At 72.0% G+C, this 21,191-nt stretch carries 16 protein-coding genes and 2 pseudogenes; 10 read left to right on the top strand and 8 right to left on the bottom strand.

From position 1 onward, the window contains the following. Positions 1-96 precede the first annotated feature (96 nt). From ABT154_RS23995 to ABT154_RS23985, 3 genes are all read left to right on the top strand, one after another. Entirely contained in the window at positions 97-372 is a 276-nt protein-coding gene (locus ABT154_RS23995; RefSeq protein ID WP_351858877.1) for a hypothetical protein, read from the top strand. Between the two features lie 127 nt (positions 373-499). Then, positions 500-1,204: a DUF2470 domain-containing protein gene (locus ABT154_RS23990; protein WP_351858875.1), complete on the top strand. Its 705-nt coding sequence runs from the start codon at positions 500-502 to the stop codon at positions 1,202-1,204. A 124-nt stretch (positions 1,205-1,328) separates the two neighbouring features. Beyond that, on the top strand, positions 1,329-3,605 hold the full coding sequence (locus ABT154_RS23985; RefSeq protein WP_351858873.1) for an MMPL family transporter: 2,277 nt from the start codon (positions 1,329-1,331) through the stop codon (positions 3,603-3,605). Positions 3,606-3,692: 87 nt separating this feature from the next. Here the strand turns inward: ABT154_RS23985 and ABT154_RS23980 are convergent. Then, positions 3,693-4,651, bottom strand: a pseudogene (locus ABT154_RS23980) (TIGR03564 family F420-dependent LLM class oxidoreductase). 118 nt (positions 4,652-4,769) lie between these two features. Between ABT154_RS23980 and ABT154_RS23975 the strand changes: the two are divergent. Genes ABT154_RS23975 through ABT154_RS23965 form a run of 3 tightly spaced genes read left to right on the top strand, consistent with a single transcriptional unit; the run spans position 4,770 to position 7,050 of the window. Further along, positions 4,770-5,324, top strand: coding sequence for an HD domain-containing protein (locus tag ABT154_RS23975; protein ID WP_351858871.1), 555 nt, complete (start codon positions 4,770-4,772; stop codon positions 5,322-5,324). Beyond that, a complete protein-coding gene (locus ABT154_RS23970; protein ID WP_351858869.1) occupies positions 5,321-5,989 on the top strand; it encodes an RNA polymerase sigma factor in 669 nt (222 codons plus the stop codon). Before ABT154_RS23975 ends, ABT154_RS23970 begins: the two co-directional genes overlap by 4 nt. Continuing rightward, complete coding sequence (locus ABT154_RS23965; protein ID WP_351858867.1) at positions 5,986-7,050, top strand: CU044_5270 family protein; 1,065 nt, start codon at positions 5,986-5,988, stop codon at positions 7,048-7,050. Before ABT154_RS23970 ends, ABT154_RS23965 begins: the two co-directional genes overlap by 4 nt. Here ABT154_RS23965 and ABT154_RS23960 read toward each other — a convergent pair. Then, on the bottom strand, positions 7,040-7,975 hold the full coding sequence (locus ABT154_RS23960; protein ID WP_351858865.1) for a glycerophosphodiester phosphodiesterase: 936 nt from the start codon (positions 7,973-7,975) through the stop codon (positions 7,040-7,042). The two genes, ABT154_RS23965 and ABT154_RS23960, sit on opposite strands and share 11 nt — an antisense overlap. 312 nt (positions 7,976-8,287) lie before the next feature. On the opposite strand from ABT154_RS23960, the gene ABT154_RS23955 reads away from it, so the two are divergent. Together ABT154_RS23955 and ABT154_RS23950 are read left to right on the top strand one after the other, a co-directional pair. Next, positions 8,288-9,997, top strand: a complete 1,710-nt coding sequence (locus ABT154_RS23955) for a helix-turn-helix domain-containing protein (RefSeq protein WP_351858863.1) — start codon at positions 8,288-8,290, stop codon at positions 9,995-9,997. 167 nt (positions 9,998-10,164) lie between these two features. Continuing rightward, entirely contained in the window at positions 10,165-10,635 is a 471-nt protein-coding gene (locus ABT154_RS23950; RefSeq protein WP_351858861.1) for a hypothetical protein, read from the top strand. Positions 10,636-10,729: 94 nt separating this feature from the next. Here the strand turns inward: ABT154_RS23950 and ABT154_RS23945 are convergent, their stop codons facing one another. From ABT154_RS23945 to ABT154_RS23930, 4 genes are all read right to left on the bottom strand, one after another. Next, positions 10,730-12,172, bottom strand: a complete 1,443-nt coding sequence (locus tag ABT154_RS23945) for a GH1 family beta-glucosidase (protein WP_351858859.1) — start codon at positions 12,170-12,172, stop codon at positions 10,730-10,732. A 68-nt stretch (positions 12,173-12,240) separates the two neighbouring features. Next, positions 12,241-13,176, bottom strand: coding sequence for a carbohydrate ABC transporter permease (locus ABT154_RS23940; protein ID WP_351858857.1), 936 nt, complete (start codon positions 13,174-13,176; stop codon positions 12,241-12,243). A 3-nt stretch (positions 13,177-13,179) separates the two neighbouring features. Further along, on the bottom strand, positions 13,180-14,181 hold the full coding sequence (locus tag ABT154_RS23935) for a carbohydrate ABC transporter permease (protein ID WP_351858855.1): 1,002 nt from the start codon (positions 14,179-14,181) through the stop codon (positions 13,180-13,182). A 90-nt stretch (positions 14,182-14,271) separates the two neighbouring features. Further along, positions 14,272-15,606, bottom strand: a complete 1,335-nt coding sequence (locus tag ABT154_RS23930) for an ABC transporter substrate-binding protein (RefSeq protein ID WP_351858853.1) — start codon at positions 15,604-15,606, stop codon at positions 14,272-14,274. A 360-nt stretch (positions 15,607-15,966) separates the two neighbouring features. On the opposite strand from ABT154_RS23930, the gene ABT154_RS23925 reads away from it, so the two are divergent. Next, positions 15,967-16,998: a LacI family DNA-binding transcriptional regulator gene (locus ABT154_RS23925; protein ID WP_351858852.1), complete on the top strand. Its 1,032-nt coding sequence runs from the start codon at positions 15,967-15,969 to the stop codon at positions 16,996-16,998. Between the two features lie 88 nt (positions 16,999-17,086). On the opposite strand, the gene ABT154_RS23920 is transcribed toward ABT154_RS23925, so the two are convergent. Beyond that, positions 17,087-18,853, bottom strand: coding sequence for a glycoside hydrolase family 6 protein (locus ABT154_RS23920; protein ID WP_351858850.1), 1,767 nt, complete (start codon positions 18,851-18,853; stop codon positions 17,087-17,089). Between the two features lie 38 nt (positions 18,854-18,891). Beyond that, entirely contained in the window at positions 18,892-20,418 is a 1,527-nt protein-coding gene (locus tag ABT154_RS23915; protein WP_351858849.1) for a cellulase family glycosylhydrolase, read from the bottom strand. A gap of 414 nt (positions 20,419-20,832) precedes the next feature. On the opposite strand from ABT154_RS23915, the pseudogene ABT154_RS23910 reads away from it, so the two are divergent. Beyond that, a pseudogene (locus ABT154_RS23910) lies at positions 20,833-21,157 on the top strand (glycoside hydrolase family 48 protein); the annotation flags it as partial. Positions 21,158-21,191 lie beyond the last annotated feature (34 nt).

Genomic DNA, 21,191 nt, shown 5'->3' with positions numbered 1-21,191 from the left:
GCGGACGACTGTGACCTTCTTCTCTTGGACCTGGGGCGATCCGTGTGGTGGGCGCGGTGAGGGGCGTTGTCAGTGGCGGCTGGGACGCTGGGTCGCATGGACAGGGACGAGGAGCTGCTGAGGGGCCGGGTCTACGGCCAGGACCACGACGACCCTCACCGGGGGCCGAGACCGGGCCGGGTCTACGTCGAGCTGACCGGGGGGCCGCTGGACGGACTCCTCCTGGACGTCACGGACCGGACGCAGGAGGAGCGGGCCGAAGGTGCGGCGCTGGAGACGGAGCTGGGCCGTTTCGGGGCGGACGGGCGTTCGCTGTACGACCCGCGCCCCGGGGATCCGGGCCGCTACGACTGGTCGGGCGACGCGCCCTGACCCCGTGTGAGGGAGGCGTGGTCGGACGGCGGTTCGGGTCGGCGTGGCCCTTCCGTCCCTCGGCGGATTGAGTTAGCTTAGGCTTACCTAAGTAAAGGTCTCCGTCACCTGTCCCGGGAGAACTCGGATGCGCCCCTTCACCCCCCGCACCCCGCGGCCCACCCCCGCCGAACGCGCACGGTCGATCCTCGCCGCCGCCCACTCGATGACGGTCGTGTCCGACGGACTGCACCAGGGGGTCCACCTGCTCGACGGCACCGGACCGATGGGCCACATCCACCTGCACGACCCCTCCGAGCAGAGCCACACCGGAGCGCTCGCGCGGATTCCCGTGCGCCTGGAGTTCACGGACATCGCCCCCACCCCCGTACGCGACCGACTGCGGGCGCGCGTCGCCCTCACCGGGCTCCTCGCCGCGCCCTCCACCTCCGAAGGCGCCACGGGCATCTGCGTGGAGTTCGGCCAGGCCCTCGTCGAGGACGCCGAAGGGCGGACCTTCATCACCCTGGAGGAACTCCGGACCGCCGAGCCCGACCCGCTCGCCGCCTTCGAGGCAGGCCTCCTCACCCACCTCGTCGACCGCCACGGCGCACTCGTCCCCCTCCTGACGCGGCTCGTCCGTCCGCGCCCCGGAAGCGACACGGTCCGCGCCCTCCCCGTCGCCCTCGACCGCTACGGCATCACCCTGCGCCTCGAACGCCCCACCGGCCACCAGGACGTCCGGCTGCCCTTCCCCACCCCCGTCACCGACAGGGACCAGGCCGGACCCCGCATCCACGCCCTCCTCGCCGCCGCCCGCCGCTCCTCCCACCCCAACCGGCTGCCGGCCTGACCGAACGGCCCTCCGTACCGGCCGGGATGCCGGAGTGCCCCGCCAGGCGAACAATGGACCGAGTAGGCGCGAGCAGCCGGCGCCGGGATCGCTCGGGGACCTCCCAACCGGACACGGCCACGCCATGAACGCTGGAAGCCCGGCCGAGGGCCGAGGATCACCGCCCAAAGGTGTGCTCTACCGACTGGGGCACTGGTGCGCCCGCCACTTCCTCATCGTCATCTCCCTCTGGGTGGCCGCCGTCGTCGGCCTCCAGATCACCGACCGCGCCGTGGGCGGCCAGTTCTCCGACGACTTCGCCCTCCCCGGGGTCCAGTCCGCCGAAGGCCTGGACGTCCTCAAGACGCACGACCCCGCAGCCGGGGGCTACGGTGCCCAGATCGTCCTGAACCGGCCCTCCGGGCCGCTCACCGACGAGGCCTCCGCCGTCAACTCGACCGTCGCCGCCCTGCAGAAACTGCCCGACGTCCTCAGCGCGCAGAACCCCCTGCCGCCCCCCGGCACCACCCCGCCCGCACTGCCCGCCGGGGTCCCCAACACGGGCCCGCTCTCCACCGACGGCAAGACCGCCTACATCACCGTCCGCTTCAGCGTGCCGCCCTCCACCCTCGGCACCGGCTACCTGTCCGGCGTCGACGCCGCCGTGAAGCCGCTCCGTGACGCCGGGGTCACCGTCGAGTACGGCGGCCCGCTCGGCGAACTCGCCCGGCCGCAGCCCGACGACCGCACCAGCGAGGCGATCGGTTTCGCCGTCGCGATCCTCGTCCTCCTCATCGGCTTCGGCAGCGCCATCGCCGCCGTCCTGCCTCTGGTCACGGCGCTCCTCGGGGCGGTCTGCGGCCTCGCCCTCCTCGGCCTGACGGCCGCCGCCTTCACCTTCGGCACCGTCTCGCCCACCCTGGCCACCATGATCGGCCTCGGCGTCGGCATCGACTACGCGCTCTTCCTCATCACCCGGCACCGACAGAACCTGATGAACGGGCACGCCCCCGCCGAAGCCGCCGCCCTCTCGACCACCACCAGCGGCCGAGCCGTGCTGGTCTCCGGCTGCACCGTCATCATCGCCCTGTCCGGCCTGTGGGTCTCCGGTGTCACCTTCATCGGGAAACTGGGCCTGGCGGCGGCCTTCACCGTCATCACCGCCGTCTTCGCCGCGCTCACCCTGGTCCCCGCGATGCTGGGACTGGTCGGCCGCCGGATCGACCGCTACCACGTGCGCAAGCCGGTGGCGGAGGCCGACGAGACGCCCGGCGCGGTGGCGCACGGCACCTGGCACCGGTACGCGCAGCGGGTGGAGAAGCGCCCCTGGTGGTTCCTCACCGGCGGTGTCGTGGCACTGGTGATCCTGGCGATCCCGCTGCTCTTCATCCAACTCGGCCACATCGGGGACGGCGCGGACCCCGAGTCGTTCACGGACCGGCGGGCCTACGACCTGATCTCCACCGCCTTCGGACCCGGCGCGAACGGGCCGCTGACCGTCGTCGTGGACCAGTCGGCCGTCCCGGCCGCCGACCGGGCGGACCTCGCGGACAAGCTCAAGCAGGCGCTGACCGGGGTCCCCGACGCGGCCTCCATCACCCCGCTCCAGACCACCTCCGACGGGGACGTGCTGGTCGGCACCGCCTACTCGGTGGCCTCCCCGCAGGACGAGCGGACCACCCAGCTGACCGACCACCTCGTCGACGACGTGCTGCCGCAGGCGGTCGTCGGCACCGACGCGCAGACCTACGTCACCGGCACCACGGCGGCCCAGGTCGACTTCCTCGACATCGTCTCCAGCCGCCTCCCGCTGATCATCGCCGTGGTCGTGGGACTCGCCTTCCTCGTCATCCTCACGGTCTTCCGCGGCCTGCTGGTCGCGGTGAAGGCGGCCGTGCTCAACGTGCTGTCCATCGCCGCCTCGTACGGTGTGGTCGTGGCCGTCTTCCAGTGGGGCTGGGGCGGTCCCGCGCTCGGCGTCTCCGGCAAGGTGCCCATCGAGAGCTACGTACCGATGATGATGTTCGCGATCGTCTTCGGACTGAGCATGGACTACGAGATCTTCCTGCTGTCCCGGGTCCGCGAGGCCTGGCTGCGCACCGGCGATCCGAAGGCCTCCGTGGCCCACGCCCTGGAGATCACCGCCCGGGTGATCACCTGCGCCGCGCTGATCATGGTGAGCGTCTTCGCCGCGTTCATCGTCTCGGACAATATCGTGGTGAAGATGCTCGGCCTCGGCCTCGCGGCCAGTGTCCTCATCGACGCCACCGTGGTGCGACTGCTCCTCGTACCCGCGGTGATGACGCTCCTCGGCACACACGCCTGGTGGACCCCCCGCTGGCTGGACCGGATCCTGCCGCACCTGGACACGGAGGGCGTGGGAGAGCCGGAGCGGGCCGCGGCGCCCGGGGCCGGGACCTGATCCCCGCCCCTCACCCGGACGACCGGCCCGCCGCCCCTCACCCGGACGACCGGCCCGCCGCCCCTCACCGGGGCGGCGGGCCGCCGTTCAGCCGCGTGACAGTTCGCCCAGCAGCCTCCAGGTGCGGCGGCGGTCGTCCTCGCCACTCAGCTCCGTCGCGGTGAAGACCACCTCCGTCGCCCCCGCCTCGCGGTAGCGCCACACCTCGGCGGCGACGGTCTCCTCGTCACCGATCACGGCGAGGTCCGCCGCCCGCGACCCGCCGGACAGTTCCAGGACCCGCCGGTACGAGGGAATCGACTCGTACAGTGCCAGCGCCTCGGCCGCCGACTCCCGTACGGCCACGGGGTCGGCCGTGACCACACCCGGGACGAGCGCCACGATCCGGGGCGCGGGACGGCCCGCCGCCGTCGCGGCGGCCGTCACGACCGGCACGATGTGCTCGGCCAGCGCACGCGGCCCCGCCAGGAACGGCAGGATCCCGTCCGCCAGTTCACCCGAGACCCGAAGGGCCTGCGGACCCATCGCCGCGGCGAGCACCGGCACCGTCGGCCGAGCGCCCGGCACCGCCGCCGAGTAGGGCGTCGTCGCCGTCAGCAGTTCCCCGTGGAAATCGGCGCTGCCCGTTTCGAGCAGCGGGCGCAGCGCCGTCAGGAACTCCCGAGCAGGCCGATGGGCCGCTCGTACGGGATGCCGAAACCGGTCTCCGTGAGATGCCTGGTGCCGAGGGCGAGCCCCAGGTGGTAGCGGCCACCGGTCGCCGCCTGGGCGGTCTGCGCCTGGCTGGAGACCAGCAGCGGATGGCGGCCGAAGACCGGGATCGCGGACGTCCCGACGTGGAGGCCCGGCACCTCCCGGCCGACGATCGCGGCGAGCGAGGGCGAGTCGTACGCGAAGGCCTGGCCGAACCAGGCCGAGTGTAGACCGGCATCGCGCGCTTCTCGCGCGAGTTCCACGGTGCTGTCGATCGTGCGCTGGACGGCGGTCGAGCCGAGCGTTACTCCGAGAGTCGTGAAAGCGCCAACCGGCCCGTCCGGGAAGGGCATTCCCGCCGTAAGTGAAGAGTCTGTTGCGCCGTCCGGGGGAGGGGCGAGCGCGTCCACCTCGGCGAGGGTCGCACCGCCCCGCCCGGGCCGCGCGACCGCGCCCCGGGATGATGGGGCGATGAAGACTCTCGCCGAGGTGGACGCGCTCGCCGGCCTGGCGCACGCCGGACAGACCGACAAGGCCGGTGTCCCGTACGTCGAACACGTCCGCGCGGTCGCCGCCGGCCTGGCGCCGCTCGGCCCGCACCTGGCCATGGCCGGGCTGCTCCACGACGTCATCGAGGACACCTCGTGGACCGCGGAGCGGCTCCGTGCCGACGGCGTCCCCGAGCGGGTCGTCGCCCTCGTCGAAGCCGTCACCAACCGGCCCGGCACTCCGTACGAGGAGAAGATCCGCCGCATCACGCAGGACCCCGAGGCCACCCTCCTGAAGATCGCCGACAACGCGCACAACAGCCGCTCCGACCGGGCCGCCGCCCTCGACCCGGCCCGACGCGAGCGGCTCGCCGCCAAGTACCGCACGGCCAGGGACCTGCTGTGGGCGGCGGCCGACCCCCGCCACGTCGCGACCATCCTGCGGGTGGTCAACCCCGAACTCCTGGCGGAGCTCGACGCCCGGTGTGACCCGGGTCACGGGAACCCCTCCCGGGGGCCGGACAGACGAGAGACGTGAACAACGACCTGCGCGCCCGCGTCCGGGACGGAGACCCCTCGGCCTACGCCGAACTCTTCGACTCCTTCGCCCGGAGCGTCTACAACCACGCCTTCCGGCTGACCGGGGACTGGTCCGTCGCCGAGGACGTGATGGCGGCGACCTTCCTCGAAGCATGGCGGCTGCGGGGGAAGGTGGACCCCGAAGGGGGCTCGCTCCGGCCGTGGCTGCTCGGCGTCGCCACCAACGTCGCCCGCAACCACTGCCGCGGCAACCGCCGGTACCGGGCCGCCGCCGTCGCCTACGCCGCGGCAGGACCGTCCGAGGCCTCGGTGCCCGACCACGCCTCCGAGATCGCGGGACGCCTCGACGACCGCCGCCGGATCGCCGCCACCCTCCGCGCGCTCGGCACCCTGCGGCGCACCGAACGCGAAGTCCTCGTGCTCTGCCTCTGGGAAGGCCTCGCCTACGCCGAGGCCGCCGAAGCCCTCGGCCTGCCCGTCGGCACCGTCCGCTCCCGGCTCTCCCGCGCCCGCGCCAAGCTCCGTACCGGTGCCGAGGAGGAACTCGACCGGGAACGACGGGAAGGACTCGACGCGGGAAGACGGGAACCCGCAGCCCGCCCCCGACAGACAACAGGTGATCGCGTGAACGCGGTCCGGCCCGCGCAGGAAGGAATCCGATGAACCCCGACCCGAACCAGCCCCGTACGGCGAACCGGTACGAGACCGGAGACCTCCCGGCGATCGAGGAGCACGAACTCCCTCCGGGCCGCCACCAGTTCCACAAGGAGCGCCTGATGAACCGGATCCACGACGACTACCTCGCCGCCGCCGCGTCGCCCGCCCGTCGCAACCCCTTCCTGCGGAAGGCGATCCTCCTGCCGGCCGCGGCCGTCCTCGCCGGCGCGCTCGCCGTCGGCGTCCTCGCCCTCACCCCCGGCGGAGTCCAGGCCCCCGACGACCGCGCCTCGGGACCCGTGCTGACCACCGGTATCGGCACCGTCGACGCCCACGGCGCGCCCCGGCTCCTCGACCGGATCTCGCTCGCCGCGGCCGGGACGGACGCCCCCGGCGGCCGGGCCGGCCAGTACCTCTACATCGAGTCGCGGATCGCCGCCACCGATGTGAGGACCGTGAACGGCGAGAGCAGCCTCGTCAGCCGGCCGCTGCACACCCGGCAGTCCTGGAAGTCGCCCGACGGCCTCAAGGGCTGGCTGATCGAACCCGGCAACACCGGCCCCGAGGGCATCACCCTGGAAGGACCCGACGAGAACGGCGACGTACCGAAGCCGCACCTCGGCGCGCCCTCGCACGACTACCTGGCCGCCCTCCCCACCGACCCCGACGCGCTGCTGCGCAAGATCTACAAGGAGACCGAGGGGCAGGGCGACAACAAGGACCAGCAGGCCTTCACCACCATCGGGGACCTGCTCGTGGAGAGCTGGCCGTCCCCGCGGCTCACGGCCGCCCTCTACCGGACCGCCGCGAAGATCCCCGGCGTCGTCACCGTCGACAGCGCCACCGACGCCGTCGGCCGCAAGGGCGTCGCCGTCGCCCGGCTCGACGCCGCCAGCGGACAGCGCACCGAGTGGATCTTCGACAGCAAGACCCTCACCTTCCTCGGGGAGCGGACCGTCCAGGTCGAGGGGACGAGCGACGACGGCCTCATCGAGCCCGGCACCGTCGTCTATACCCACGCCGTCATGGTCCGGGCCTTCGTCGACGGGGTGAAGGTCACCCCGTAGCGGACCGGCTCGCCCGGCCCGACGACCAACCGCCTAGCTCCGTCGGACGGTTGGTGATGATCCCGTCCACCCCGAGCGCGTCCAGGGCCTTCCAGCGGGCCGGGGTGTCGACCGTCCAGACGTTCACGGCCACACCCGCCGCGTGCAGCTCGCCGACCAGGCCCGGCCGGGTGGCCAGCGCGGCGTCCGCGACGTTGTACGCGGAGAGGCCCAGCTCCCCGGCGAGCGCGACCGGGTCGGCGTCGAGGGTGCCGCGCAACAGACCGAGCGGCAGCTCCGGCGCCAGCTCGTGGACGGACCGCAGGGACGGGATGTCGAAGCTCTGGACGAAGACCCGCCCGGTCATGTCCTGCTCACGGACCTCCCTGACGATCCGGGCCACCTCGGCGTGGCTGTGGCGGCCCTTGATCTCCAGGAGCAGCTTTCCGCCGCGCTCCCGGAGGTCCGCCAGCTGCGCGGCGAGCGTCGGGACGCGGGCGCCGGCGTAGGCTGGGGCGAACCAGGAACCGGCGTCCAGGGCGTCCAGCTGGGCGGCGGTCAGCGAGCGGACCGGGCCGGTGCCGTCGGTCGTCCGGTCGACGGTCGTGTCGTGAAGGATGTACGGCACGCCGTCCTTGCTGGGCTGGACGTCGTTCTCGATCCAGACGGCCCCGCCCCGCCGGGCCACCTCGTCGGAGACCAGGGTGTTCTCGGGGGCCGCCGAGGGGGCGCCCCGGTGGGCGATCACCGTCAGGGGCGCCCCGGGCGCGCGCAGCCAGGGACTCGCCGGAGTGGTGGCGCCCACCACCGGGCGGGGCGCGGACCCCGCCTGCGGGGCGGCGACGGCGAACGCGGTCGCGAGCCCCGCCACGGCGGTGGCCCCGGCGCCCAGGCCGAGGGTCCGGCGACGACGGAACCGGGGGGCGGGCTGGTGAGCGTCTCTCATTTCCGACACTTTAGAGGGCGCACCGCCGACCGGGCCGGAGCGCCGGGGCGGGCGCCCTTCGCGGCGATCCGTGTGCGACGGAATTCGAAGGATCCTCCCCGGTCCCCGCACCGGCCCCCACGGCACCTTCACCCACCCCTCACCGCTCGGGCGGCCGGGGCCGCCCGAGCGGTCGCGATATGCCCGTGTCGTCCACAACTGCGTTTCTATGGAAGGCTGTTGCCGCTGGTGGGTACACGTTTGCGTTCGCGCAGGCGCTCTGGAAGCCGCCGTTCGATCCACCGGACAGCCGAACAGGCGGAGGCAACCCCCATGCCCACAAGGCGCATACGCCGCGCTTGGTTCACGGCCGCCGCGGCCTCGCTCGCCTTCACCGCCGTCGCGGCGCCCGCCCGGGCGGAGGACCTCCCGCCGGACGTACCGCAGAGCCCTGCCCAAGTCGGGGGTGCAGAACCTGCTGGACGGGGCGAACCGCACCTCCGGCTGTACGCCTTCTACGACAGCTACGACCCGGGGCGGGAGAACGATCCGCTCCCCACCGCCGGCGACTGCACCGAGGGCGAGCTGGAGGCCGACGACGCCTGCGACCAGGAGGGCGTCCGGATCACCTTCGTACAGAACCGGATCAACCCGGCCACCGGCAGCCCCGAGATCAAGTGCCGGCACGTCCTGCTGGGCTTGACCTTTGTGAACTCCGCCGACCACATCTCCTTCGACGGGCTGCACGCGTCCGAGAACCCGATCCAGAGGGGCGGGCACGCCGGCGGGATCGTCTGGTACGGCAACTACCTCTACGTCGCCGACACCCGCAACGGCCTGCGCTTCTCCGGCATGCGCACCATCATGGACCTGGACCTGGACGGCGACCCCGCCACCCATGACGCGATGGGCACCGACACCGACGGCGTGAAGACCACCGCCGACGTCCAGGACAAGACGAAGGTCGGCCGCCACGACAACGTCTGGTACAGCTTCGGCTATCGCTACGTGATGCCGCAGGTCGCCGCCTGGAAGTTCAAGCGACGCGGAACAACCCCACGGGCGCCGCCCCCCGGGGACTTCCGCGACACGACGGGCGGTGCGAGCCCGTCGCCGGAATCGTCCCCTCTGCGGCATGGTGGACGCGTGCCCGGAGCGTGCCATCGGGGGACCGCGGCCGGGCGTGCGGAGTCAGGGGGACTCATGGACACCGGCACGGGACGTGAACCGCACAGAGCCGGGCCCGGCTGCACGGGCGACGGAGGCATCGGTGCGGGAGGCGGAGGCGACGGCACGTCAGACGGACTCGCCGGGACGGACATCGGCGGCGCGGCCGTTCCCATGAGGGTCGCGCCCACTGACGGCGCGGCCGTCCCCACGCGGGGAAGGGGCGTCCTCGAAGGGGCGTTCGCCCTGCTCGAAGCCCTGCGCCGCAACGGCGACGAGGCCGGAGTGACCGAACTGGCGCTCCTCTGCGGGGTGCCCAAGGGCAGCGTCCACCGGCTGCTCGACCAGCTCGTCACGCTCGGCGCCGTCGAACGCAGGGGAAACCGCTACCGCGTCGGCCCGCAGCTCTACCGCCTCGGCCAGTCCTGGGAACCGCACCCGGGCCTGCGCCCCGCCGCCCGGCTGCCGCTCCAGCGGCTCCGGGCCGCCACCGGCGCGAGCGTGGTCCTCGCCGTGCTGCGCGAGGATATGGCGATCACGGTCGGCTCGGTCCCGGGAGACCTCGACCCGCTCCTTCCCGTACGGGACGGGATCGCGTTCCGGCTGGACACCGCCGCAGGGAAGGCCCTGCGGGGTCCCCTGCGCGGCGGCGCCGTCCTCGACCGCGAGGACGTGATGGACGGTGTGTGCTGCGCCGCGCTCCCCGTGCGTACCCCGGACGGGCGTACGGTCGCGGCGCTCGCCGGTCTGGTCCCGGCGGGCCGCCCGCTCGACGGGCTGGCCCGCGCCGTCGCCGAGGCGGGCGCCGCGATCACCCGCACGCTCGGGCGGAGTGGACCCCGCAGGGCGCTCCCGCCCGCCGCGCTGGTGCTCTGAAACCACAGCCGTGCGGCGCCGTTCCGCCCAGTGGAACGCGCGTAGAACCGTACGGGGGAGGCGGGGCACGGTAGGTGTCGTGCCGAGGGGAACGGCACACCGGTCCCGCCGTCAGGAGGCGGGCCGGGACCACCGTCACGTACGTGACCCGAATGTGGGGGGACCACATGAGCAAGAACCGACTCGTCCGCACGGCCGTCTCCGCCCTGCTGACGCTCGGGAGCATCGGCGCCTTCGCCGGCGCCGCCCAGGCCGAGCCGATCGACTACGTCCGCATCGAACTCGTCGAGCTGCACTGCCAGCAGAACAGCGAGGGCGACCACGACGAGGCCTACCTCAAGATCACCGACGCCAACGGCAACCCCGTCAAGGTCTGGCCCGGAAACGGCCTCAAGTACCAGACCATGGGCAGCGGTTACGTCCGCTCCATGGCCGACGGCAACGGCAACGCGGCCCTCATCCTCGGCAAGGAGCAGGCCCGCACCCTGACCCTCTGGGACTACGACACGACCAGCGGCGACGACAAGCTCGGCGCCACCCTGGTCACCGGCAGCGAGGTCGGCGCCGAGACCCAGTGGCGCTCCGTGGAGGGCTCCGGGGGCGTCTACGTCATCGGCTACCGCGTGGTCGACATCTGACCGTCGCCCACACCGTGAAGCAGGGCCGCGCCGGTTCGTCCGGCGCGGCCCTCCCGCATGTGCGGTGCGCGCGGCCCTCCCGCGTGTGCGGCGGTCAGCCGCCGTCGGGGGCGTGCAGCTCGCCCGACCGCGCCACCCGCGCGTACCAGCGGGCGCTGGACTTCGGGGTCCGCTCCAGGGTGTCGTAGTCCACCCGCACGGCGCCGAACCGCTTCGCGTAGCCGTACGCCCACTCGAAGTTGTCGAGCAGGGACCACAGGAAGTAGCCGCGTACGTCGACCCCCTCCGAGATTGCCCGGTGGACCGCCTCCAGGTGCGCGTGCACATACGCGGCGCGCTCCGGGTCGTGCACCGAGCCGTCCGGGCCGACCACGTCCTCGTACGCCGCCCCGTTCTCGCTGATCACCAGCGGGAGCTGCGGATACGCTTCCGACACCCGGGTCAGCAGGTCGTACAGGGCGCTCGCGTCGACCGGCCAGCCCATCGCCGTCCGCTCGCCCGGCGCCCGGTGGAAGGCGACATCGTCCGCGCCGGGCCACGGCGAGTGATCGCTGTTCCCGTGCCCGTCGTCCTGCGGCTTCTCCGCCCCCTCGGGTACGCGGGAGACCAGGGTCGGCGTGTAGTAGTTGATCGCCAGCAGGTCCAGCGGCTGCCCGGCCGTCGCGGTGTCGCCGTCCTTGACGAAGGACCAGTCGGTCACCCGCTCCGTGTCGCGGATCAGGTCCTCCGGGTAGGCGCCCTCCAGCATCGGGCCCAGCCAGATCCGGTTGCCGACGGCGTCGATCCGGCGGGCCGCGTCCCGGTCCTCGTCGGAAGCGGTCAGCGCGCGGACCTCGTGGAGGTTGAGCGAGACCGCGAGCTGCCGGTCGGCGGGGAGCGCGGAGCGAAGGGCCCGGACCGCGAGACCGTGCCCGAGGTTGAGGTGGTGCGCGGCGCGCAGGGCGGCCACCGGGTCGGTGCGTCCCGGGGCGTGCACCCCGGAGCCGTAGCCGAGGAAGGCGCTGCACCAGGGCTCGTTGAGGGTGGTCCAGCGGGTCACCCGGTCGCCGAGGGCGTCGGCGACGATCCCCGCGTACTCGCCGAACCGCTCGGCCGTCGAGCGCTCCGGCCAGCCGCCGGCGTCCTCCAACTCCTGTGGCAGGTCCCAGTGGTAGAGGGTGAGGGCGGGCTCGATCCCGGCGGCGAGCAGCTCGTCGACGAGCGCCCGGTAGAAGTCCAGGCCCTTCTGCACGGCCGGTCCGCGCCCGGTGGGCTGCACCCGGGACCAGGAGACGGAGAACCGGTAGGCGTTCAGGCCGAGTTCGGACATGATGCGGACGTCCTCGCGGAACCGGTGGTAGTGGTCCACGGCCACGTCACCGGTGTGGCCCTCGAAGACCTTGCCGGGAGTGCGCGAGAAGGTGTCCCAGATGGACGGGGTGCGGCCGTCCTCCGCCGCCGCTCCCTCGATCTGGTACGCGGCGGTCGCGGCGCCCCAGAGAAAGCCGGAGGGGAACGAACGGGTGGCGGTGAGCGGCCGGGTATCGGACGCGGTCATAGGAGAGCGCTCCCAACGCGGTTACGGGGTAGGGACGTTCGGTACGGAGAAGGCATCGGCGCGGCCGGTCAGCTCTTCACGGCGCCGGCCGTGATGCCGCCGACGATGTGCTTGCCGAGGAAGGCGAAGACGAGCAGCAGCGGAACGGTGGACAGCAGGGCGCCGGTCAGCACGACGGCCTGGTCCACTGTGTGGTTGCCCGCGCCCAGTCCGGCGAGCGCCACCTGAAGGGTGGGGTTGCCGTCCGGGGTGAGCGCGATGAAGGGCCAGAAGAAGTCGTTCCACGCCTGGACGAAGACCAGCATGCCCAGGACGGCCATGGCGGGCCGCGCCACCGGGAAGACCACGTGCCAGATGATCCGGAGACTGTGCGCGCCGTCCATCCGGGCCGCCTCGACCAGTTCGACCGGCAGCGCCTCGACGAGGAACTGCCGCATGAAGAACACGCCGAAGGCGGCGACGAGCGAGGGCAGTACGACCGACTGGAGCTGGTCGACCCAGCCGAGGTCGGTGACGATCTGGTAGAGCGGGATGACGCTCAGCTGGGGCGGGATCGTCATGGTGGCGACCACCAGCGACAGCAGCAGGCCCCGGCCGCGGAACGGCAGCTTGGCGAAGGCGAAGCCCGCGAGCGTGGAGAAGAGGACGGTGGACACGGCCACCAGGCTCGCCACGATCGTCGTGTTGACCAGCGCCGCGCCCATGTCGACCTGGTTCCAGGCGAACGTGAGGTTGTCCAGGAGACGGGAGCCCGGCAGCAGCGGCGCCGGCGCCTCCACCACCCGCTCGCCGGTGTGCGAGGCCGCGACCACGTTCCAGTACAGCGGGAAGAGCGAGACCACGGCGGCGACGACCAGCAGGACGTACGTCAGCGGTCCGGCGTGGTGTTGTCGGCCGGCCGACTGACGGAGCCGGCGTCCGGGCGACCGCCGGGAGCGCCGGCCCGGCGCGGCGTTGTCGGGCGCCCGGAGCGCCGGGCTCGGTGTGTCGAGTGTGCGGGCCATGAGTCAGCCCCCCAGCTTCTTGCGTTGGTGGCGGGAGACGAGCGCCTGGACGCCGCCGACGATCAGCAGGAGCAGCAGCATCACCCAGGCGATGGCCGAGGCCTGGCCCAGCGCGCCGGTCACCCAGCCCTTCTCGTACATCAGCAGGCTCAGCGTCTGGAACTGGTTGCCGCTGCCGCCGCTGATGCCGACGCTGCCGCCGTACAGCATCGGCTCGCCGAAGAGCTGGGTGGCGCCGATGCCGGAGACGACGATCGTGAAGAGGATGGTGGGCCGGATCGAGGGGATCGTGACGCTGAGGAACTGGCGCCAGCGCGAGGCCCCGTCGAGCGAGGCCGCCTCGTACAGGTCCTGCGGCACGGCCTGCATGGCGGCGAGGTAGATCAGCGCGTTGTAGCCGGTCCAGCGCCAGGTGACGATCGTGGAGATCGCGATCTGCGCGGGCCACCGGGAGGCCTCCCAGTCGACCGGGCCGAACCCGACCGCGTCGAGGAAGGTGTTGATGAGCCCGTAGTCGGTGTTGAACAGCTGCGCGAAGACCAGGGTCGCCGCCGCGATCGAGGTGGCGTACGGGGCGAGGATCGCGACCCGGAGGAAACCACGGCCGCGGAGCTTGTAGTTCAGCAGATGCGCCAGGCCCAGCGCCATCAGCAGCTGCGGGACGGTCGAGATGACCCCGATGGTGAAGGTGTTGACCAGCGCGTTCCAGAAGAACTCGCTGGTCGCGAGGTCGGTGTAGTTCTCCAGGCCCTTCCACTGCGCGTCGCCGCCCAGCTCGACCCGGTGGAGGGAGAGCCAGCCGGTGTAGATCAGCGGGAAGAGGCCGAAGGCGGCGAAGGTGAGGAAGAAGGGGGCGACGAAGACGTACGGGACGGCCTTGAGGTCCCAGCGGTAGAGGGTGCTGCGCAGGCCGCCGGAGGGGGCGCGGCGGTGCGGGCCGGGGGAGGAGGGCGGTGCGGGGGGCGGCGGGGAGCCGTCCGGCCGCGCCCGAACGGAGGTGGCCACGGGGGCGTCCTTCCAGGTCGATGCGTGCGGTGGTGCGGACGGTGCCGGCCCGCAGCCCGGAGGCGGCGGCGGACCGGCAGGCGCCCCCCGCTACTGGTCGATCTTGTCGTCGACCAGCTTCTTGACGTTCTCCCAGGCCTTGGCCGGGTCGGTGCCCCGCTGCTCGATGTCGAGGATGCCGTTGTCGGTGAGGAAGGTCTTCACCTGGCCGTCGTAGCGGCTGATCGTGGCGGGCGTGATGCCGGCCGCCGCGCTGGAGAAGATCCGGCCCACCGGGGTGTCACCGAAGTACGGCAGCTTCGCGTCCTGGACCGCCGACGAGGTGAGCGTGTTCTTGGACGAGGGGATGTTGCCGTTGACCGCGAACACCTTGGCGTGCTGCGCGGGGGCGGTCAGCCAGGCGGCGAGCTCGGCGGCCTCCTTGGCGTGCTTGCCGGACTTCGGTACGGCGAGGAAGGCGCCGCCCCAGTTGCCGGCCACCGGCGGTGCGGCGATGTCCCACTTGCCCTGGTTGGCGGGGCCCGCCTGGTCCTTGATGATGCCGGTCATCCAGCTGGGGCAGGCGACGGTGGCGAACTTCGAGTTCTTGAAGGCCGCGTTCCAGGTGCCCTTCTCGTCGAACTGGCGGAGCTTGGCGGTGAGTCCGCCCTGCGCCGCCGCGACGGCGGTGTCCCAGGCCTTCTTGACGCCGGGGCTGTTCTCCCAGTCCAGCTTGCCGTTGGCGTCGGCGTACTGCACCGGGTCGCTGGAGACGACGGCGTTGAACAGGCCGCTCGCCGAGTCGTGGAAGGAGGTGCCGGCGGGCGCGCTCTTCTGGTACGTCCTGCCGGTCTCCAGGAACTTGCCCCAGTCGCCGGCCCACAGCTTGGCGACGGCATCGCGCTCGGTGGGCAGCTTGGCCTTGGCGAAGAGGTCCTTGTTGTAGCAGATGGCCATGGGGCCGATGTCCGTGCCGAGCCCGATGACCTTGCCGTCGGCGGTGGTCGCCTGCTTGACCTTCCAGTCGAGGAAGGCGCCGATGTCCGCACCGCCTTCCTTGCTCAGGTCCACCCACTTGCCGGCCATGGTGGGACCGGTCGCCTCGGCGATGAAGCCGACCTCGACGGCCTGGATGTCCGCGAGGCCGCTGTTGCGGGAGAGGCGCAGCTTCAGCGTGTCCCAGTACTTCTGGCCGTCGGCGACGTTCGACTCTTCGATCTTGATGTTGGGGTGGGACTTCTCGTACTCGGCGTAGAGCTTGGCGCCGGTCTTGTCGTCGTAGCCGAAGGAACCGAAGGTCCCGACCCGCAGCGTGATCTTCCCGCCGCCCGGGGCGGCGTCGTCACTGTCGCTGCCGCAACCGGTGAGCAGGGTCGTGCCGGTCACGACGGCGGCGACCGCCGCGACCGCCGCACGGCGTCCGCGTCTGCTGCTGGAAGTGCGCATTCCACTCTCCTCGTCCAAAGGTGGTGCTCGTTGTGCGCCAAGAGGCCCGGCCGGCTGATCGCGGCTCGGCGGCGCCCGCCAGGACCTGATGCAAGGCTGTGCGCATCCCGGATGGGAGCGCTCCCACGTCGTTGCCGGAAGGTTGCTGCCTGGCGGGTGCGGGTGTCAAGACATGAACGCGGATTCGTTACCGGAAGGTTTTCCCGGGGTTTCGCGGCGCCGGGCGAGGGTGGGGCCGTCATCTCCTGAACGCACGCTCGTGGCGCGGGCGAGTCCGGTGAACTAGTGTGGGAGCGCTCCCATCGGCCGTCGCGGGCCCGGGTGAGCGGCACGTTGTCCTATGAGGGGAGTTCGGCGGTTGTGAACGGACGGCAGAACGGCAGACCGACCCTGGAGCAGGTCGCGGCCAGGGCGGGAGTCGGCCGGGGCACGGTCTCCCGGGTGATCAACGGCTCTCCCCGGGTGAGCGAGCAGACCAGAACGGCGGTCGCCAGAGCCGTCGCCGAACTCGGCTACGTCCCCAACCAGGCCGCCCGCGCCCTCGCCGGCAGTCGCACCGACGCCATCGCCCTGGTCATCCCCGAGGCCGAGGCCCGGCTCTTCGCGGAGCCGTACTTCCTCGACCTCATCCGCGGGGTGAGCGCCGAACTCGCCGACGCCGACAAGCAGCTGCTGCTCACCCTGGTCCGCAGCGAGCAGGAGCGCCAGCGCTTCGAGCAGTACCTCGCCGCCCAGCGCGTCGACGGCGTGCTGCTCGCCTCCGTCCACGGCGACGACCCGCTGCCCGACCGGATCAGGGAACTGGGCCTCCCGGTCGTCATGAACGGACGCCGATCCGAGGCCGAGCCCGTGGCCTATGTCGACTCCGACAACATCGGCGCAGGGCGGGCGGCCGTCGCCCACCTCGTGGCGCGTGGCCGGAGCCGTATCGCCACCGTCACCGGGCCGCCCGACATGTACGTCGCCCGCGCCCGGCTCGGCGGCTACCGGGCCGGGCTCGCCGAGGCCGGAATCGCGCCCGACGAGGCGCTCGTCTCGGTCGGCGACTTCACCGAGGAGGGCGGCCGGCGGGCGATGCGGCTGCTGCTCGACCGCAGCCCGGACCTGGACGCCGTGTTCGCCGCGTCCGACGTGATGGCGGCGGGTGCGCGCGGGGTCCTCCGGGAGGCCGGACGGCGGGTCCCCGAGGACGTGGCGCTCGTGGGCGTCGACGACTCGGCGGTGGCACGGCTGATGGACCCGCCGCTGACGAGCGTGCGGCAGCCCATCGAGGAGATGGGCCGCACGATGGCCCGGATGCTGATCCAGGAGATCCACGGGAGCCCGGAGGCGCCGGAGGAGCCGCGCCGGCGTGTGCTGCCCACGGAACTGATCGTGCGCGAGTCCTGCTGAGGGCGCACCCGCCCCGGTCGGCGGGTGCGCCGAGGACCCCACGGGATCCGTATCCCGTGGGGTCTCGCGCGCGGGGGCGGGGACCGGGCTACAGCGCCGGGTGGGCGTTCTTCATGAGCTCCTGGAACTGGGCCGAGAACCACTGGCCCGAGATCGGGGCGTCCGGCAGCGCCCCCGACATGCTGTTCCCGTTACGGGCGTTGCCCGTGTAGGTCGGGTCGCACATCCGGTCGAAGCCCTTGCCCTCGTTGTTCGGGATCTCCTTGCTGGCGCCGTCGGACTCGCCCGGGGGCTTCATCCAGACGTACGCGTCGATGCCCGCGGCCGGTGCCGCCTGGGGCCTCTCGCCGAGACCGGCACCGGACTGGTTGCACCAGTTGCCGAGGTGGATGCGCCGGTCGTAGCGGCCGCCGTTGACGTAGGTGTCGACGCTGGTCGTCGCACCCGCCGCGGTCGGCCGGGCGGCGCCGCCCCAGCCGTTGCGGGAGGTGTCGATCAGCATGCCGAGGTTGCTGTCGAAGCCGAGCGAGACCAGCTTGGCGCGCATGGCCTGGGCGTACGACAGTTCGTCGGTGTAGCGGTTCCAGTCGACCCACTTCGACTGGCGTACGGAGACGCCGTTGACGCTGTCGTCGATCGTGAAGTGGTCCTCCTTGAGGGCGCTGTAGTTGGCGGTGTTGACGATGAAGCCGTGGACGTTGGAGACCGTGGAGCCCTCGGCCGTGGCGGCCTGCCTGAACAGCTCGGCGGAGGGGCCGAAGTTGTCGTCCCAGCCCAGCCAGCCGTGGTGGCCGGCGTCGATGTAGTTGTAGACGTTGCCGATCGCGCCGAGCTTCTTGAGCGCGTAGCCGACGCCGGTGATGTAGTTGCCGTTGGCCTTCATGACGTCGCAGTTGGGCGTGGCCGTCGGGCGGCCCGAGACGTTGGTGACCAGGTTGGGCAGGGAGTCGATCTCGACCGTGGTGACGATCCGCAGGCCCGCGTACGTGGAGTCGGCGAGGATCGCGGCGATCGGGTCGATGTACTCGGTCTTGTACCGGCCGATCTCCGTCGGGCCCAGCTCGCCGTTGGAGGCGAGCGCGGCGCAGTCGCGGCCCGGCAGGTTGTAGACGACCAGCTGGACGACGAGCTCGCCGGACCCCTTCTGCCGCAGGGCCTCGTCGAGGTGGGCGCGCAGGCCCATGGAGGTGGCGGAGCCGTTGATGGCGGCGATCCGGTCGAGCCAGACGCCGGTGGGCTGGCCGGAGATCCTGGCGCCGCCGGGCTCGGCCGCCGCCTTGGCGGACCACTCGGGGTTCACGTACACCTTGGCGCCGGCGTACGGGTTGTCCGCCTTGCTGCCGGCCGGAGGCGTGGTGGGCGGAGTGGTCGGCGGGGTCGTCGGGGGAGTGGTGGGAGGTGTGGTCGGGGGTGTCGTCGGCTCGGTGGCGCCGTTGCAGACGACGCCGTTCAGCTTGAAGGTGGCGGGCACGGCGTTGGTGCCGCTGTACGAGCCGTTGAAGCCGAAGGAGGTCGAACCGCCCGTGGTCAGGCTGCCGTTGTAGGAGAGGCTCTTCGCCGTGACGGCGGCGCCGGACTGGGTGATCGTGGCGTTCCAGCCCTGGGTGACCTGCTGATTGCCCGCGTAGGACCATTCGAGGGTCCAGGAGGCCACCGGGTCACCGGTGTTGGTGACGGTCACGTTGGCGCCGAAGCCGGTGTTCCACTGGTTGCTGATCTGGTAGTCGACCTTGCAGCCGGGGGTGGCGGCGCCGGCGGTCGCCGTGCCGAAGGCGGTGGCGGTGGCGCCGGTGGCCGTGATGAGGCCGAGGGCCGCCAGGAGGGCGGTGCGGCTGGTGTTTCTGGTGCGGCTCATGCGGGTGGGGATTCCTTTCGGAGGGGCCTCGGGGGCCCTTAGGGGGTGAGACCGCGCAGGTGGTCGCGCAGCCCGATGCCGAATGCGGTGGGAGTGCCGTCGTACGCACTGATCAGTGCGGGACCTGAGGTGCAGTTCCAGGTGTTCCAGGTCCAGCCCAGGTACGAGAGGCCGCGGTCGTCGAACCACTTCATGACGCGGTCGACGAAGGCGTGTCCGCAGGTGTTCTCACCGATCTCGCCCGCGAGGAGGGGCACCTCGGCGGCGACCGGGGCGAGGGTGTCGTTCCAGCACGTCTCGTCGGAGCAGGTGTTGAAGTTGTAGACGTGCCAGGCGGCGGCCAGATTGCCCGCCGGGTCCGTGGGGCGGTACGAGAGCCACTGGCTCAGGTCGTTGGAGTATGCGAGGCCCGGGACGAGGACGAGGTTCCTCGCACCCGTGGCGCGGACCGCGTCCACCAGATCCTGCATGCCGGCCACCTCGTAGCCGATGCCCGGACAGGTGCCGCCGTCGCGCCAGCAGGACCAGGCCTGGGTCGCGGTGGAGGCCGCCCGGTCCGGATAGGGCTCGTTGAACAGGTCGAAGACGATTCGCCTGTCGTTCTTGAAGGTGTTCGCCACCGAGGTCCAGAACGCCGGGGTGTACCGGGCGTCGGGCATCGGCTTCTGGCAGCCGGCGTGCACGTCGGAGCAGCCCGCCGAGTTGCCGGTGTACTGGCCGTACGTCCAGTGCAGTTCGACGACGGGGGTCATTCCGTGGGCGAGGACCTTGTTCACCAGGTCCTTGACGGCGCTGATGTATGCGGCGCCCCGGTACTCGGGCTTGATGTTGTCCAGGCCGAGCCAGCACTCCTCGTTGAGGGGGATGCGGACCGTGTTGGCCTTCCAGCCGGCGATGGCCTTCACCGAGGCGTCGTCGACGGGACCGTCCCAGATGCCGTAGCCCTGGACGCACATGAACTCGCCGCCGGAGCGGTTGACGCCGAGCAGGCGGCGGGTCGTGCCGTTCTGATCGGTGAACTTGTTGCCGGAAACGCTGAGTTCGGGAGCGCCGGGGGCGGGGGTGGGAGCCGTCGGGGGTGTGGTGGGTGGTGTGGTCGGGTCGGTGGGTGTGGGTGTGGGTGTGGGTGTGGGTGTCGTGGGGGTGCCGGTCTCGCACGGCGTGCCGTTGAGCGTGAACGCGGTGGGTGCCGTGTTGGCCCCCGACCACGAGGCGATGAAGCCGCCCGTGGTCTTCGCGCCCGTGCCGAGCGCGGCGTTCCAGCCCTCGTTCACGACCGTGACGGCGGCCCCGGACTGGGACCATTTGCCGCCCCAGCCCTGACTGACGACCTGGCCGGCCGGGAGGCCGAAGCCGAGGCTCCAGCCGTTCAGCGCGGCGCCGTTGTTGGTGACGGTGACCGCGCCCTGGTAGCCGCCGGCCCACTGGCCGACGACCGAGTACTCCACCGTGCAGACGGGTGCGGCCGCGGCTCCTGAGGCCGTACCCATGAGGGCGAGCGCGGTGCTCGCCATCGTGAGCGCCGCTCCGGAGAGCAGCGCGGACAGACGTGGGGGATGTCGCATGAGCGAGTCCTCGCAGCGAGGGCACACCACTGACGGTGTGCCGACCGGACGGATTCGCTCCCACTGGTCGGGGCAGACCGTAGCGTCAACCGACGCCAAGCAAAAGAGGTGTTGGGCAAATTCCCCGCCGATTGCCTTCGACTCTTCACGCACCTTGACGCCGCCGTGCCCCAACTGCACAGTGGGAGCGCTCCCACTGGTTCAGGGCTTGTTTCCGGAAACGTTCCGCTCTTCGCTCCCCCCGACTTCACGAGCCGCGAGGAGAACCACCCCCATGCCACGCCTCCGACCAAGAACGCGCCCCCGCCGGCAGCTGACCGCGCTGACCGCGGGGCTCTCCCTCCCTCTCGGTCTCACGGCCGTCGGTGCCACCACGGCCCACGCCGCCGACGTGCGGTGCAGCGTCGACCGCACGACCAACGAAGCGGCTGGTCCTGGCGGATCGGCTCCAGCCACGCCCACGGCGGCTACCGGAACCCGCTCGCCGCCTACGCGCTCAGTGAGTACGCCCCGCTCAGGCCCAAGCCGACCACCGGCGTCGCCGACGGGGCGGCCAGCCTCGACCGGCAGAGCTGGAGTTCTACCGCTGGCTCCAGTCCGAGAGGGCACCATCGCGGGCGGCGCCACCAACAGCCGGAAGGGCCGTGACGCCACCCCGCCGGCCGGCACCCCCACCTTCCACGGCCTCTTCTGCGACGAGAAGCCCGTCTGCCACGGCCCCGCGTCCAACCGGTTCTGGGTCCGGGCGGCCATCGCCCTGGCCATGGGCTCGT

Source organism: Streptomyces sp. NPDC001728 (genome assembly GCF_040297565.1).
Taxonomy (GTDB): Bacteria; Actinomycetota; Actinomycetes; order Streptomycetales; family Streptomycetaceae; genus Streptomyces.
The sequence above is the reverse complement of the archived record's forward strand: the minus strand, read 5'-3'. Positions and strand labels throughout refer to the sequence as shown.